At 63.4% G+C, this 12,835-nt stretch carries 12 protein-coding genes; 4 read left to right on the top strand and 8 right to left on the bottom strand.

Going from position 1 to position 12,835, the window contains the following annotated elements:
* Positions 1-30 precede the first annotated feature (30 nt).
* Entirely contained in the window at positions 31-1,239 is a 1,209-nt protein-coding gene (locus GYH29_RS23060; RefSeq protein ID WP_161524453.1) for a benzoate/H(+) symporter BenE family transporter, read from the bottom strand.
* A 116-nt stretch (positions 1,240-1,355) separates the two neighbouring features.
* On the opposite strand from GYH29_RS23060, the gene GYH29_RS23055 reads away from it, so the two are divergent.
* Positions 1,356-2,783 carry an aminotransferase-like domain-containing protein gene (locus GYH29_RS23055; protein ID WP_039755536.1) on the top strand — a complete coding sequence of 476 codons (1,428 nt, stop codon included), beginning with the start codon at positions 1,356-1,358 and terminating at the stop codon, positions 2,781-2,783.
* Between the two features lie 49 nt (positions 2,784-2,832).
* Here GYH29_RS23055 and aroG read toward each other — a convergent pair whose 3' ends face one another.
* The 6 genes from aroG to GYH29_RS23025 form a co-directional block, all read right to left on the bottom strand.
* Complete coding sequence (aroG, locus tag GYH29_RS23050; protein ID WP_019102527.1) at positions 2,833-3,894, bottom strand: 3-deoxy-7-phosphoheptulonate synthase AroG; 1,062 nt, start codon at positions 3,892-3,894, stop codon at positions 2,833-2,835.
* A 231-nt stretch (positions 3,895-4,125) separates the two neighbouring features.
* Positions 4,126-4,536: an RNA polymerase-binding protein DksA gene (gene dksA / locus GYH29_RS23045; RefSeq protein ID WP_019102526.1), complete on the bottom strand. Its 411-nt coding sequence runs from the start codon at positions 4,534-4,536 to the stop codon at positions 4,126-4,128.
* Positions 4,537-4,820: 284 nt separating this feature from the next.
* On the bottom strand, positions 4,821-5,126 hold the full coding sequence (locus tag GYH29_RS23040; protein WP_019102525.1) for a c-type cytochrome: 306 nt from the start codon (positions 5,124-5,126) through the stop codon (positions 4,821-4,823).
* Between the two features lie 90 nt (positions 5,127-5,216).
* On the bottom strand, positions 5,217-5,798 hold the full coding sequence (locus GYH29_RS23035; RefSeq protein ID WP_019102524.1) for a YggT family protein: 582 nt from the start codon (positions 5,796-5,798) through the stop codon (positions 5,217-5,219).
* Positions 5,799-5,806: 8 nt separating this feature from the next.
* Positions 5,807-6,610 carry a pyrroline-5-carboxylate reductase gene (proC, locus tag GYH29_RS23030; protein ID WP_019102523.1) on the bottom strand — a complete coding sequence of 268 codons (804 nt, stop codon included), beginning with the start codon at positions 6,608-6,610 and terminating at the stop codon, positions 5,807-5,809.
* Positions 6,611-6,663: 53 nt separating this feature from the next.
* Entirely contained in the window at positions 6,664-7,356 is a 693-nt protein-coding gene (locus GYH29_RS23025) for a YggS family pyridoxal phosphate-dependent enzyme (protein ID WP_039755535.1), read from the bottom strand.
* Between the two features lie 275 nt (positions 7,357-7,631).
* On the opposite strand from GYH29_RS23025, the gene GYH29_RS23020 reads away from it, so the two are divergent.
* Both GYH29_RS23020 and GYH29_RS23015 read left to right on the top strand, forming a co-directional pair.
* Positions 7,632-8,669, top strand: a complete 1,038-nt coding sequence (locus tag GYH29_RS23020; protein ID WP_043589321.1) for a type IV pilus twitching motility protein PilT — start codon at positions 7,632-7,634, stop codon at positions 8,667-8,669.
* Between the two features lie 45 nt (positions 8,670-8,714).
* Positions 8,715-9,851: a PilT/PilU family type 4a pilus ATPase gene (locus GYH29_RS23015; RefSeq protein ID WP_043589323.1), complete on the top strand. Its 1,137-nt coding sequence runs from the start codon at positions 8,715-8,717 to the stop codon at positions 9,849-9,851.
* Positions 9,852-9,982: 131 nt separating this feature from the next.
* On the opposite strand, the gene GYH29_RS23010 is transcribed toward GYH29_RS23015, so the two are convergent.
* Positions 9,983-10,570 (bottom strand): TetR/AcrR family transcriptional regulator, encoded by a 588-nt coding sequence (locus GYH29_RS23010; RefSeq protein ID WP_043589326.1) that lies wholly within the window; start codon positions 10,568-10,570, stop codon positions 9,983-9,985.
* Positions 10,571-10,899: 329 nt separating this feature from the next.
* Between GYH29_RS23010 and GYH29_RS23005 the strand changes: the two genes are divergently transcribed.
* The gene (locus tag GYH29_RS23005; RefSeq protein WP_161524452.1) at positions 10,900-12,816 is read left to right on the top strand and encodes a sensor domain-containing diguanylate cyclase; all 1,917 of its coding nucleotides are present in this window, start codon (positions 10,900-10,902) and stop codon (positions 12,814-12,816) included.
* Positions 12,817-12,835: the final 19 nt, after the last annotated feature.

The following is a 12,835-nucleotide window of genomic DNA, read 5'->3' as shown; positions in this document are numbered from 1 at the left end:
CATGCTGGCCGCCGCGCTGCCAGTGCCGGCTCAGCCGCGCTGGCCGGCGGCGTCGGGGCTCGCCGTCCGGGGCTTGGCCGGGCGCAGGATCAAGGCCACCGCGCCGCCGGCCAGCAAGGCCCACAGCGGCGCGCCCAGGCCGGCAATGCTGACGCCGGAGGCGGCCACCACGAAGGTGATCAGCGCCGCCTCGCGGTGGCTTTCGCTGGCCAGCGCCGCGCTCAGGGAGGAGGCCAGGGTGCCGAACAGCGCCAGGCCGGCGGCGGTGGCCACCAGCGCCTTGGGCAGGGTCAGAATCAGGCTGGCCAGCGCGCCGCTGGCCACGCCCAGCACCAGATAGAGCGCGCCGCAGATCACGCCGGCCACATAGCGGCGTTTGGGGTCGGGGTGGGTTTCCGGCCCGGTGCAGATGGCGGCGGTGATCGCGGCCAGCACCACGCCGTGGCCGCCAAAGGGCGCGGTCAGCATCGACACCGCGCCCAGCAGCGATACCGGCGAGCGCGCCGGAATGGAGTAGCCGGAAGAGGACAGCACCGCCATGCCGGGCAGGAACTGGCCGGTCAGCGCCACCAGCGCCAGCGGCAGGGCCAGGTTGAAGAAGGCGCTCCACGACCACTGCGGCGCGGTGAACAGCGGGCCGCCGCCGCCGCCATGAGCCGGCAGCGCCTGGAACAGGCCTTGCCCCGCCGCCAGCAGAAGCCCCAGCAGGATGGCGGCCGGCAAGGCGTAGAGCGGGAAGAAGCGGCGGCCGACGAAGAACAGCGAGGCCATGCTGACCACCAGCAGCGGGTCGTGGCCAGCGGCGCTGGCCAGTTCGGCGACGAAGCGGAACAGGATGCCGGCCAGCATCGCCGCCGCCAGCGCGGCGGGGAACACCTTCATCAGCCGGTCGAACAGGCCGCTGACGCCCAGCAGGGTGACGATGGCGGCGGCGGCCAGGAAGGCACCCACCGCTTCGCCGTAGGGCACTCCGGGCAGGGCGGCCAGCAATAGCGCCGCGCCGGGGGTGCTCCAGGCGGTGATCACCGGCGCCTTCCAGCGCCAGGACAGCCACAGGCCGGCCACGCCGGAACCGATGGAGACCGCCCAGATCCAGGAGCCGAGCTGGGCCGGGGACAGGCCGGCGGACTGGGCGGCGTGGACGATGATGAGGAAGGGGCCGGAGTAGCCTACCAAGAGGGCCAGCACCGCGGCCAGCGCGGCGGAGGGCGACAGGTCGCGCCAGAATGATGACGGCATGATGCGCTTTCTTGCAATGAAAAGTAGCGCCCAGCCTAGCGCAAGCGCCGGTCCGCGCCTTCCCACAGTCGGCGTAAACAGTTTATGCTGCGCCCAATCTGTTCTATATAACAGCCATGAGTGATTCCCTGTATTTGCGCATCGCCGCCGAAGTCGAGCAAGGATTGGACAGCGGTGAATATCCCCCCGGCAGTCGTTTGCCCTCGGTGCGCCGCCTGGCCGCCGAACACGGGGTCAACGTCTTGACCGCGCTGGCGGCCTACCGTCATCTGGAGCGTCGGCAACGCGTCAGCGCTCGCCCGCGCGCCGGCTTCTTCGCCGCCTTGCCCAGCCGCGCGCAGCAGGCGAGCGCCGAGGTGGACGGCCTGCCATCGGCCGCGACCCTGGTGCGGGTGGACAGCCGCATGTCGCAATTGATCGAGTGGTCCGGCCTGGACATCGGCACCCAGCTGCACATGGCGGAAGCGCATGGCAGCATGTATCCGTCGGCGGCGTTGGCGCGTCGGCTGCAGCAGACGCTGAACCAGCGCCCGGAACTGATAAGCGCCTACTTGCCGCGCGGCGAGCAGGCCCGGCTGCATCGGCTGGTGTGCGAACTGGCGGCGCAGTGGCAGTTGGAGCTGGAGCCGGACGCCATCCTGTTCACCCACGGCATCACGGAGGCGATCAGTCTGTCTCTGCGATTGCTGACCCGGCCCAGCGATACGGTGGCGGTGGAGACGCCGGTGTACTTCGGTCTATTGCAAACCTTGGAAGCACTGGGGTTGAAGGCGTTGGAAATCCCGTGTACGCCGGATGCCGGCCTGTCGCTGGAGGCGCTGGAGTTCGCTTTGCGCCACGGACCTGCGCCGCGTTGTCTGGTAACGGTGACCAATTTTCAGAACCCCACCGGCGCGTTGATGCCGGACGAAGCCAAGAAGCGATTGCTGCGGCTGGCTTACCGTCATGGCCTGACCATTATCGAGGACGATGTGTTCGGCGAGCTTTACTTCGGCGAGCAGCATCCAACGCCGCTGAAAGCCTGGGACAGCCGCGGCGAAGTGATTTACTGCTCGTCCTTCACCAAAAGCTTCGCGCCTTCCTTCCGTCTGGGCTGGCTGTCCGGCGGCCGCCATCATGCGGCATTGGCGCGGCTAAGCAATAGCAGCAGCCTGGTGAGCTCGGCCTTGTATCAGGGCATGTTGGCGGATGTGTTGGCCAACGGCGATTACACGCGTTTCGCCGAGCGTTTACGGCGGCGGTTGGCGCGGCAGATGCGTCAGCTGGCCGACGCGGTGCTGGCGGCTTTTCCCAAGGGCACGCGGCTGCGGCGGCCGCAGGGCGGCCTGCTGTTGTGGGTGGAGTGCCCGGAAGGGCTGGACACGGGCCGCCTGTTGGAGCGGGCGTTGGCCGAATCCATCAGCTTCGCGCCGGGCCTGGTGTTTTCCGCCGAACCGCGCTTTGGCCATTGTCTGCGGCTGAACTTCGGCCAGCCGTGGTCGCCGTCGTTGGAGAGAGCCATCGCCACCTTGGGCCGCTTGGCCGGCGAGCAGCTAAGCCAATGAAAACGGCGGAGCGCATGCTCCGCCGCGAGGCAGTCGGCTTGGCGCCGGCTCAGTCTTGACGCGCGCGGCGCGCCTTCACCGCGTCGGCCAGCGTGGTCAGCAGTTTTTCCGTGTCGTCCCAGCCTATGCAGGCGTCGGTGACGCTTTGGCCATAGGTCAATTCGCAGCCCGGCTTCAGGTCCTGGCGGCCTTCCACCAAGTGGCTTTCCACCATCACGCCGAAGATATTGGCGTTGCCGGCGGCCAGCTGGCCGGCGATGTCGTCGGCTACTTCCATCTGACGACGGTAGTCCTTGCGGCTGTTGGCGTGGCTGAAATCCACCATCAGTTTTTGCGGCAGGCCCACGGAGACCAGTTCCGCCGCCGCGGCGCTGACATGCTCGGCCGAGTAGTTGGGCTCCTTGCCGCCGCGCAGGATCACGTGGCAATCCGGGTTGCCGCCGGTGGAGACAATGGCGGAGTGGCCGGTCTTGGTCACGGACAGGAAATGGTGGGGCACGCTGGAGGAGCGGATGGCGTCCACGGCGATCTTCAGATTGCCGTCGGTGCCGTTCTTGAAGCCCACCGGGCAGGACAGGCCGGAGGCCAGTTCGCGGTGCACCTGGCTTTCAGTGGTGCGCGCGCCGATGGCGCCCCAACTGATCAGGTCGGCGAAGTACTGCGGGGTGATCATGTCCAGGAATTCGGTGGCGGCCGGCATCCCCATGTCGTTCAGGGTCAGCAGCAGGCGGCGCGCGATGCGCAGGCCGCTGTTGATGTCGAAGGATTCGTTCAACAGCGGGTCGTTGATCAGGCCTTTCCAGCCGACGGTGGTGCGAGGTTTTTCAAAGTAGACGCGCATCACCACCACCAGCTCTTCCGCCAGCTTGTCGCGCAGCGGCGCCAGTTTCTTGGCGTACTCGATGGCGGCTTCGGTGTCGTGAATGGAGCAGGGGCCGATCACCACCAGCAGGCGGTCGTCTTCGCCGCGCAGCAGCGCGGAGATATCGCGGCGGGTGGCGTAGATCACTTCCGAGGCGGCTTCGGTGATTGGCAGTTCGTACAGGTGGGCGATGGGCGGCAGCAGTTCCTTGATTTCGCGGATTCTGACGTCGTCGGTCTGGCGTTGCATAAAGCGTGTCCCTTGCTATTTCAGTTTTTGCATAGCAGCAAGATAACCGGATTCGACGACGCTAGACAAGCGGCCGGCCTGCTTTAATGCTCTAAATTCATACTAGACGATCATTAGAGGCAAGCTATCGTCTGTTGATTTATCTGCTTGTTTTTGTTGAACAGAGGAACCGCGGGCATGAAAAACGCCCTGGTTGCGGCCAGGGCGTTTTGCGGGCGAGAGCCGGAACAATCAGTCGGCGTACTGACGCTTCATGCGCTCGCGGCGCTCCTGGGCTTCCACCGACAATGTGGCGGTGGGGCGGGCCATCAGGCGGCGCAGGCCGATCGGCTCGCCGGTATCTTCGCAGAAGCCGTAAGAGCCGTCTTCGATCTGGCGCAGCGAGGCCTGGATCTTCTGCAGCAGCTTGCGCTCGCGGTCGCGGGTGCGCAGTTCCAGCGCGTATTCCTCTTCCAGCGTGGCGCGGTCGGCCGGATCCGGTGTGGCTTCCTGCTCTTGCAGGTGGTTGGCGGTCGCATTTGCGTTAGAGAGCAACTCCTGCTGCATCTGCAACAACCGGTCTTTGAAAAACTCAAGATGGTCGGCGTTCATGTAATCGTCGCCGGTCCAGTTGAGGATATCCTGTTCGGTTAGTTTGGCCATATTTGGTGCTTCCAGCATAGAGTTGGCAACAGGCGGAGAAGATTACCGGCGCCCCGCTATTTCTGCAACTGTCTTAGGCGCTTAGGTGATATTAACTCCCTGCTGCTGACAATCGGTATAGCGTTGTTTCACTCCGGTAACAAGCCTGAGGCATCGTTAAAAGGGTATTGGCGCAACAGGCTAGGACATAAAATGTCCCGGACAGTTCAAAGGCGGCAATCCGCCGCCTTTTTCCGTGGGCCGGCGCGCCGCGCGGCGTGCCGGATCTGCAATGTCTGGATGAATTATTTCAGCGACAACACCCACTTGGCCAGCGCGCGCAGGTCCGCGTCCGGGATATTCGGATGCGGGGTCATCGGCACCGGGCCCCATACGCCGGAGCCGCCGTTCTTGACCTTGGCCATCAGCATGGCTTCCGCGCCTTTCTGGCCGGCGTATTTCTTGGCCACGTCCTTATAAGCCGGGCCGACGATCTTCTTGTCCACCGCGTGACAGGCGGTGCAGCTGTATTTTTGCGCCAGCTGCATATTGGCGAAGGCGGGTGCGGCGACAGCGCTCATCAGGGCGGCGGCGAGCAAGGCTTTTTTCATTGGAAGTCTCCTGTGTGGTGATGCAAATCGGTTGTCAGATGAACGGCCGAAAGCACGGCCGCGAAAAAATATGACAAATAACCTGAATTGCTACAGTACTACCTTGAGTTGGGTCAAGAAGCTTGTTTCAAGCATGCGCACCGGCAGCATCAGAATCACCTGGATGATCAGGAACAGCACGAGCGGCGACAGGTCCACGCCGCCGATATTGGCCTTGCGGAACGGGCGCAGGAAGGGCCGGGTCAGCGCGTCCAGCACCGGCATCAGCGGGTTGTAGGGGCTGACCCAGCTGAGCACGGCCTGCACGATGACGCTGCCCATCAATAGGGTCAGCGACTGTTTGAACACTTCCAGCAGCGACAGCAAAGACAGCGCCACCCAGACCTGCGGAAAGGTAAAGACCTCCGGCACCGAGCTCAGCAGGGTGACCAGCACGTTGGACAGCAGCGAAATCAGCCAGGCCAGCAGCATGGTGGCGCTGTCGTAGCCGCGCATCGCCGGCACCAGCTTGCGCATGGGCAGCACCGCGAAATTGGTGGCGGCCATCACGAACTGGCACAGCGGGTGTTTGAACGGCGCGCGCGCCACTTGCAGGTAGAAGCGCAGCAGCAGCACCAGCACGAACAGGCCGGAAAGGGTGTGGATCAGAAAGCGCAAAGTGTCGAAGAACATGATGTGGCTTAGTCCTGGCTGAGTTGTTGGCCCATTTCGATGGAGCGGTCGCGGCAGTCCAGCGTGCCGGCGATGATGGCTTGTTTGACGCCTTCCGCCTCAAAGCGGGCGATGGCGCGCTCGGTGGTGCCGCCCTTGGACATCACATTGGTGCGCAGGGCGCCGACCGGCAGCGGGCTTTGCTTGGCCAGCTCCACCGCGCCTTCAAAGGTGGCCAGCACCAATCGGCGGGCCTCGGCTTCGGAGAAGCCGGTCTGTTGGGCCGCTTCTATCATGCTTTCGATGAAGTAGAACACATAGGCCGGGCCGCTGCCCGAAACGGCGGTGACGTCGTCGATGCGTTGTTCGTTTTGCAGCCAGAGCGTGATGCCTGCCGCCTGCATGACGGTGTTGGCGTCCTGGCGGTCGTCTTCGCTGACGCCCACCGATGCGAACAGGCCGGACACGCCCTTGCCTATCATCGCCGGGGTGTTGGGCATTACCCGCACCACGCGCTTGCTGCCCAGCCAGCGGCACAGCGCGTCCAGGCGGATACCGGCGGCGATGGAGATGACCAGCGCGCCGTTGAGTCTGGGCTCCAGCTCCAGGCACAAGTCGCGAAGGTGCTGCGGCTTGACCGCCAGAACCACGATGTCGCCAATGTCGAAGGCGTCCGGCAGCGCCGCGCCGCCGCTGACGTCGTATTCCTGACGCAGCCGCTCCACCTTGCCCGCGTCCGGGTCCACCACATGGATGCGATGCGCCGCCTGCTTGATCAGGCCGGCAATGATGGCGTTGGCCATATTGCCGCCGCCGATGAAGGTAATCCGCATGATCTTTCCTTAATAAACCGGCCTGAACGTTTGCTGTTTCAAGCCGATGTCATTCAATGATAATGGCGCGCGCCGAAAATGGCGGTGCCCACCCGCACCATGGTGGCGCCTTCGGCGACGGCGACGGCCATGTCGGCGGACATGCCCATGGACAAGGTGTCCAGCGCCAGCCCTTCGGCGTTCAAGCGCTCGCGTAGTTGGCGCAACAGGGCAAACTGAGACGCAAGCCGCGCAGTGTCCTCCGTGGGCTCAGGGATGCACATCAGACCGCGCAGGGCCAGGCGCGGCAAGGCGGCCACCGCGCGCGCCAGTTCCAGCGCCTGTTCCGGCGCGCAGCCGCTTTTGCTGGCCTCGCCGGACACGTTGACCTGAATGCACACATTTAGCGGCGGCAGCGTGTCTGGTCGCTGAGCCGACAGCCGTTCTGCGATTTTCAGCCGCTCAACCGAGTGGGCCCAGTGGGCCAACTCCGCCACCGAGCGGGTTTTATTGGATTGCAACGGGCCGATGAAGTGCCATTCGATCTCCAGGCCGGCCAGCGCCTCGGCCTTCTGCTGCAATTCTTGTACGTAGTTTTCACCAAAGGCGCGCTGGCCGGCAAGATAGGCTTGCTCGATGTCCGCTGCGGGGAAGGTCTTGCTGACGGCCAGCAGGCGCACCGTTCCCGCCGGCCGGCCGGCGGCGTGTTCCGCGTCCGCCAGGCGCTGGCGGACTTGCTGCAAGAGTTGGGAAATGGAGTCTGTCATGGCGTCGTGAAATTGTGTGCTGCGGGCGATGCGGCTTGTTGCCCGGGGTTGGGGTTTCTACAAAGCAGCATGGCCGCGCATCGTTAATAATATGGGGTGACGGCGATATCCCAAATGGCTGAGTTGAGCTTACAATCAGCGCCAGAGCCGGAAATGCCGGAAGTGGGCCGGCGTCTTGTTTTGACGCGTTGCCGGCGCGCGGCGGTACTTCATTTTAAGTAGTCGCCTGGCGGCTGAAACCATGGCGGCGTCGCAGTCATCGTGGAGATTATATTATGGAAATTTCGGAGCTCTTGGCCTTTACGGTCAAGAACAAGGCGTCCGACCTGCACTTGTCCGCCGGGCTGCCGCCGATGATCCGGGTAAACGGCGACATCCGCCGCATCAACCTGCCGCCGATGGACCACCATGACGTGCACGACATGGTGTACGACATCATGAACGATTACCAGCGCAAAATCTTCGAAGACACCTTCGAGTGCGACTTTTCTTTCGATCTGCCCGGCATCGCCCGTTTCCGAGTCAACTCCTTCGTGCAGAACCGCGGCATGGGCGCGGTGTTTCGGGTGATTCCGTCCAAGGTGTTGTCGCTGGAACAGTTGGGCGCGCCCAAGATATTCCAGGAAATCGCCGCTTTTCCGCGCGGGCTGGTGCTGGTGACCGGCCCCACCGGCTCCGGCAAGTCCACTACGCTGGCGGCGATGATAGATTTCATCAACGACAACCACTTCTCCCACATCCTGACTGTCGAGGATCCGATCGAGTTCGTCCACGACAGCAAGAAGTGCCTGATCAACCAGCGTGAACTGGGTTTGCAGACACACAGCTTCGCCAATGCCTTGAAGTCCGCCTTGCGGGAAGACCCGGATGTGATCCTGGTGGGCGAACTGCGCGATCTGGAAACCATACGCTTGGCGCTGACCGCGGCGGAAACCGGTCACTTGGTGTTCGGCACGCTGCACACCAGTTCCGCGGCCAAGACCATAGACCGCATTGTCGACGTATTCCCTGCCGGGGAAAAGGAGATGGTCCGTTCCATGCTGTCCGAGTCGGTGCGCGCGGTGATCGCCCAAACCCTGCTCAAAACCAAGGACGGCAGCGGTCGGGTGGCGGCGCATGAAATCATGCTGGGCACCCCGGCGATCCGCAACTTGATCCGCGAGAACAAGATTGCTCAAATCAACTCCATGATCCAGACCGGCCAGCAGCATGGGATGCAGACGCTGGACCAGTGCCTGCAGGAGCTGGTGCGGCGCAATATGGTGTCGCCGGCGGACGCCAGGCAAAAGGCCGCCAACAAGGATCAATTCTGAGCGGGCGCTGCTCTACACTTAAATGGCGACCCGCGGGACCTCATCATGGAAAAAGACCAGGCTTCCAAGTTCATACTGGATCTGCTGAAGCACGCCACCGGCAAGAACGCCTCCGACGTTTTCATCGCCGCCGATTTTCCGCCGGCGATGAAGATAGACGGCAAGATCACCCCGGTGGCGCCGCAGCCCCTGTCCGCCCAGCACACCAAGGAACTGGTGCGCGCGGTGATGAACGACCGGCAGACCGAGGAGTTCGAAACCAAGAAGGAGGCGAACTTCGCGATCAACCCGCCGGGTCTGGGACGTTTCCGCGTCAGCGCCTATGTGCAGCAGGGCCATGCCGGCATGGTGTTGCGCAAGATAAACACTGAAATCCCCACCTTCGACCAGCTCAACCTGCCGCTGGTGCTGCGCGACATCGCGCTGATCAAGCGCGGCCTGGTGATCTTCGTCGGAGGCACCGGTTCAGGCAAATCCACCTCGCTGGCCGCGCTGGTGGACTGGCGCAATAGCCACAACCACGACCACATCATCACCATCGAAGATCCGATCGAATACGTGCATCAGCACAAGAAGTCCATCATCACCCAGCGCGAGGTGGGCGTGGACACCGATGATTGGGACATCGCCTTGAAGAACACCTTGCGTCAAGCGCCGGACGTGATTCTGATGGGCGAGATTCGCGATCGCGAAACCATGGGTTATGGGCTGCAGTTCGCCGAAACCGGCCATTTGTGCCTGGCCACGCTGCATGCCAACAACGCCAACCAGGCGCTGGACCGCATTCTCAACTTCTTCCCCGAAGAACGCCATCAGCAGGTGTTGATGGATCTGTCGCTGAATATGCGCTCCATCATCTCTCAGCGGCTGGTGCCGATCAAAAGCGGCCGCGGCCGGGTGGCGGCGGTGGAAATTCTGCTCAACAGCCCGTTGGTGTCCGACATGATCTTCAAAGGCGAAATCGCCAGTCTGAAGGAGGTGATGGGCCGCTCGCGCGAGACCGGCATGCAGACCTTCGACCAGTCCTTGTTCGAGTTGTACGAAGCGGACCTGATCAGCTACGAGGACGCCCTGCGCAACGCCGACTCCATTAACGACCTGAGGCTGAAGATCAAGCTTTACAGCGAGGGTTCCAAGTCGCGCGACCCGCTGGAAGGCATAGACCACCTAGATATCGTCTAAAAGCTTGTTCAAAGTCTGCTGCGCTTCGTGGAGCGTTGCACGGAGAGTACAAGCTCAAAATGCTCATGTACCACCCGTGCATTCCGCTTTTTCGCTCGTTTTCGCCTTGTCTCGTCCCTGCCCGCGAGACGCTAGCCCCGTGTTTGCAAGGCCAACGCCGCCGCCGCGCTTTTCAGCAGCCGGTCGGACAGTGTTTCGTCCGAGATGGCGCGAGACAGCAGCAAGGCGCCCACCATCAGAGCCAGGCAGGCTTCTGGCGCCAGAGCCGGTCGCGCGCCGGCCACCGTGTCACATTGTTGCGCTTGGCGCAAGGTGTGCAGCAAGGCCTGCAATCCCTCGGAAAACGCCTGGCGAGTGGCTTTGTCGTGACGAGCCAACTCCCCGGCCAGCGCAGCCGCGGCGCAGCCGGAGTCCGGGAAATCCCTGTGCGCCGCGCTCAAATAATCCTTGGCCAGCCGTTTCAGCCCGGCGCCGCTGGGCGCCTGTTCCAGTTGGGCCTGCCAAATCTCGTTCATGTCCAGCAACGCCTGGCGACAGGATTGCGCCACTAGGTCGTCCTTGCTGTGGAAGTGGGCGTAAAAGCCGCCATGGGTCATTCCTAAATCCGCCATCAGATTGGCGATGCCGACATTGGCCACGCCTTCGGCGCGGAAGCGCAGCGAGGCCATGGTCAGGATCCGTTGACGGGTTTCGGTCTTGTGAGTTGAGCTGTAGCGCATCGTTGACCTTCCTGTTTGACTACGGGGTGGCGCAACGCAATGACGAAGCGGTGATTCCGTTTTAGATGATAAGTATCATTTCTTCAATCGCGATGTGAATCAGCAAGATAGCGAGCCGGTTGTCGCGCGCACGAAATTAGTAAGCCATAAATGACGGCGGAATCGCGCCGCAATATCTATATTGACTAAAAAGCGGCGTTTCCCGCCCCGCGCCCCATTTCGGGGACGGCCTGGAACACCGGCCGCGCTCACATCCGGCTTGTGGACGGGAGAAAGCCTCCCGCGTCCGTCAGCCGCCGCGGCTGCGCGCAGAGAAGGTGGAGACAGGCATGCAGCGATGGAGGGGTTTCGCCGCGGGTTTCCTGGCGGCCGCGTGGCGTCAGTTTGGCGTCGCCGCGGCCTATTGGGGTTTGGCGCGGCTATTGATGGCAGGCTTCATGGACGCGGAAACCTGGTTGACGCCAGCCTGGTTTCCGGCCGGCCTGGCCATGGCGGTCGCCTTGCGCGGCGGCCAGCGCTACGGCGCGGGACTGGCTGCGGGCTCCTTGCTGTTCAGCCTGTCGTCGCGCCAGCTACCGCTGGAGGACGCCTTGTTGATCGCCGGCGCCAACACGGTGGGCAGCTTGCTGGGCGCCTTGCTGGTGCGCTACCGCTGCGGCCGGCGTTTGCCCTTGCACAGCCTGTCCTATGTGTTGGCCTTCATCGCCGGCGCGGCGCTGGCCGCCGCCATCGCCGCCATGGGCGGCACGGCGGCCCTGCTGCATGGCCAACCGCAGCCCTTATTGCCGCTGGGTCGTCACTTTATCGCTTGGTGGTTGGCGGACCTGGCCGGTATCTTCAGCCTGGCGCCTTGTCTGTTGCTGTTGAGGCGCGCTGGGGCTGGAGAAGGCCAGGGCGGGCTCAACTCGCTGGATGGCCTGATCGCTTGGCTGACCTTGCTGGCCGCCGGATTGGCCATGTTGGGCATAGACGACAGCACCGGGCGCTACGCCGCGCTGCCTTATTGCTTCAGCCTGCCCTTGCTATGGTTCGCGTTTCGTCAGCGCTTGCGGCTGGCGCATGGTTTGTCGCTGGGCATTTTGTTGCTGGCCTTGGTTGGCGGAGTGTTCGGCCGCGGTGCTTTCGGTCACGGAGAGCAGGCTTTGCTGACCCTCAGCATGCTGATGCTGATCCAGACATCCACCCTGCTGGTGTTTGGAGCGTTGGCGGTGGATTTGCGCCGTACCGAGGCCCGGCTACGAGTTGTTAACCGCCAGTTGGAGGGCAAGGTCCGCGCCCGAACCCGGGATTTGGCGGACAGCGAGGCGCGCTTGCGGCTGATGGCGGACGCCGCGCCGTTTCCGTTGGCGATGAACCGTTTGCAAGGAGGTGAACTGATTTACGCCAATGTCCGCGCCGAGGAGTTGTTCCGCGAACGTCTTGCGCCCGGGAAGCCGCTGAAGGTGCAGGACTTCTACGTGGACCCTGCCGAGCGCGAGCGCGTGTCCTCGTTGCTGCGCGTAGGCGGCTGCGTGCGCGATCGGGAAGTGCGGTTGCGCGCTGCGGACGGCAGAGAGTTCTGGGCGCTGATTTCCTGTTCCGTGGTTCGCGCCGACGATGGCTGGTTCGTGATCAACGGCATCAACGACATTAGCGAGCGCAAACGGCTGGAGCAGGATTTGCTGCAAGCCAATCAGGCGCTGCGCCAGAATCTGAGCGAAATCGAACTGCTACAACAAGGTTTGCGCGAACAGACGCTGCGCGACCCCCTGACCGGCCTGTTCAACCGCCGCCACCTAGACGACATTTTGCCGCGCATCCTCAGTCATATGCTGGCGGTGCATCGGGATGTTGCGGTGTTGATGGTCGATGCGGATCATTTCAAGCATATCAACGACCAGTACGGCCATCAGTGCGGGGACACGGTGTTGACGGCGCTGGCGGCGCATCTGAGCGATGCTTTTCGCAGCGGCGACATTGTCTGTCGCTACGGCGGCGAAGAGTTTTTCATCTTGCTGCCCGGCGCATCGCTGGACGACGCACACGTCAAGGCGCAGCAGCTGTGCCGCGATGTGCGCGCCTTGCCCATCGTCGCCGGCGGCCACGACATCCGCGTCACCTTGTCGGTGGGGTTGGCCCTGTGTCCCTTGCACGGCACGGATGCCGGCAGTGTGGTGTCAGCTGCCGACGCCGCCTTGTATCGCGCCAAGAAAGAGGGGCGCGACCGGGTGTGCGTGGCGGATCCGGCGCAACCGCTGGTGTCCTGACGGCGGAGGGCGCGCCAGG

Origin of the sequence: Chromobacterium haemolyticum (assembly GCF_009936155.1) — a bacterium.
Taxonomy (GTDB): Bacteria; Pseudomonadota; Gammaproteobacteria; order Burkholderiales; family Chromobacteriaceae; genus Chromobacterium; species Chromobacterium haemolyticum.
The sequence above is the reverse complement of the archived record's forward strand: the minus strand, read 5'-3'. Positions and strand labels throughout refer to the sequence as shown.

What these genes read in the sequence shown, in the direction of transcription:
- GYH29_RS23060 (WP_161524453.1), bottom strand. Translation starts at nt 1,239, where the DNA reads ATGCCGTCATCATTCTGGCGCGACCTGTCGCCCTCCGCCGCGCTGGCC.
- GYH29_RS23055 (WP_039755536.1), top strand. Translation starts at nt 1,356, where the DNA reads ATGAGTGATTCCCTGTATTTGCGCATCGCCGCCGAAGTCGAGCAAGGA.
- aroG (WP_019102527.1), bottom strand. Translation starts at nt 3,894, where the DNA reads ATGCAACGCCAGACCGACGACGTCAGAATCCGCGAAATCAAGGAACTG.
- dksA (WP_019102526.1), bottom strand. Translation starts at nt 4,536, where the DNA reads ATGGCCAAACTAACCGAACAGGATATCCTCAACTGGACCGGCGACGAT.
- GYH29_RS23040 (WP_019102525.1), bottom strand. Translation starts at nt 5,126, where the DNA reads ATGAAAAAAGCCTTGCTCGCCGCCGCCCTGATGAGCGCTGTCGCCGCA.
- GYH29_RS23035 (WP_019102524.1), bottom strand. Translation starts at nt 5,798, where the DNA reads ATGTTCTTCGACACTTTGCGCTTTCTGATCCACACCCTTTCCGGCCTG.
- proC (WP_019102523.1), bottom strand. Translation starts at nt 6,610, where the DNA reads ATGCGGATTACCTTCATCGGCGGCGGCAATATGGCCAACGCCATCATT.
- GYH29_RS23025 (WP_039755535.1), bottom strand. Translation starts at nt 7,356, where the DNA reads ATGACAGACTCCATTTCCCAACTCTTGCAGCAAGTCCGCCAGCGCCTG.
- GYH29_RS23020 (WP_043589321.1), top strand. Translation starts at nt 7,632, where the DNA reads ATGGAAATTTCGGAGCTCTTGGCCTTTACGGTCAAGAACAAGGCGTCC.
- GYH29_RS23015 (WP_043589323.1), top strand. Translation starts at nt 8,715, where the DNA reads ATGGAAAAAGACCAGGCTTCCAAGTTCATACTGGATCTGCTGAAGCAC.
- GYH29_RS23010 (WP_043589326.1), bottom strand. Translation starts at nt 10,570, where the DNA reads ATGCGCTACAGCTCAACTCACAAGACCGAAACCCGTCAACGGATCCTG.
- GYH29_RS23005 (WP_161524452.1), top strand. Translation starts at nt 10,900, where the DNA reads ATGCAGCGATGGAGGGGTTTCGCCGCGGGTTTCCTGGCGGCCGCGTGG.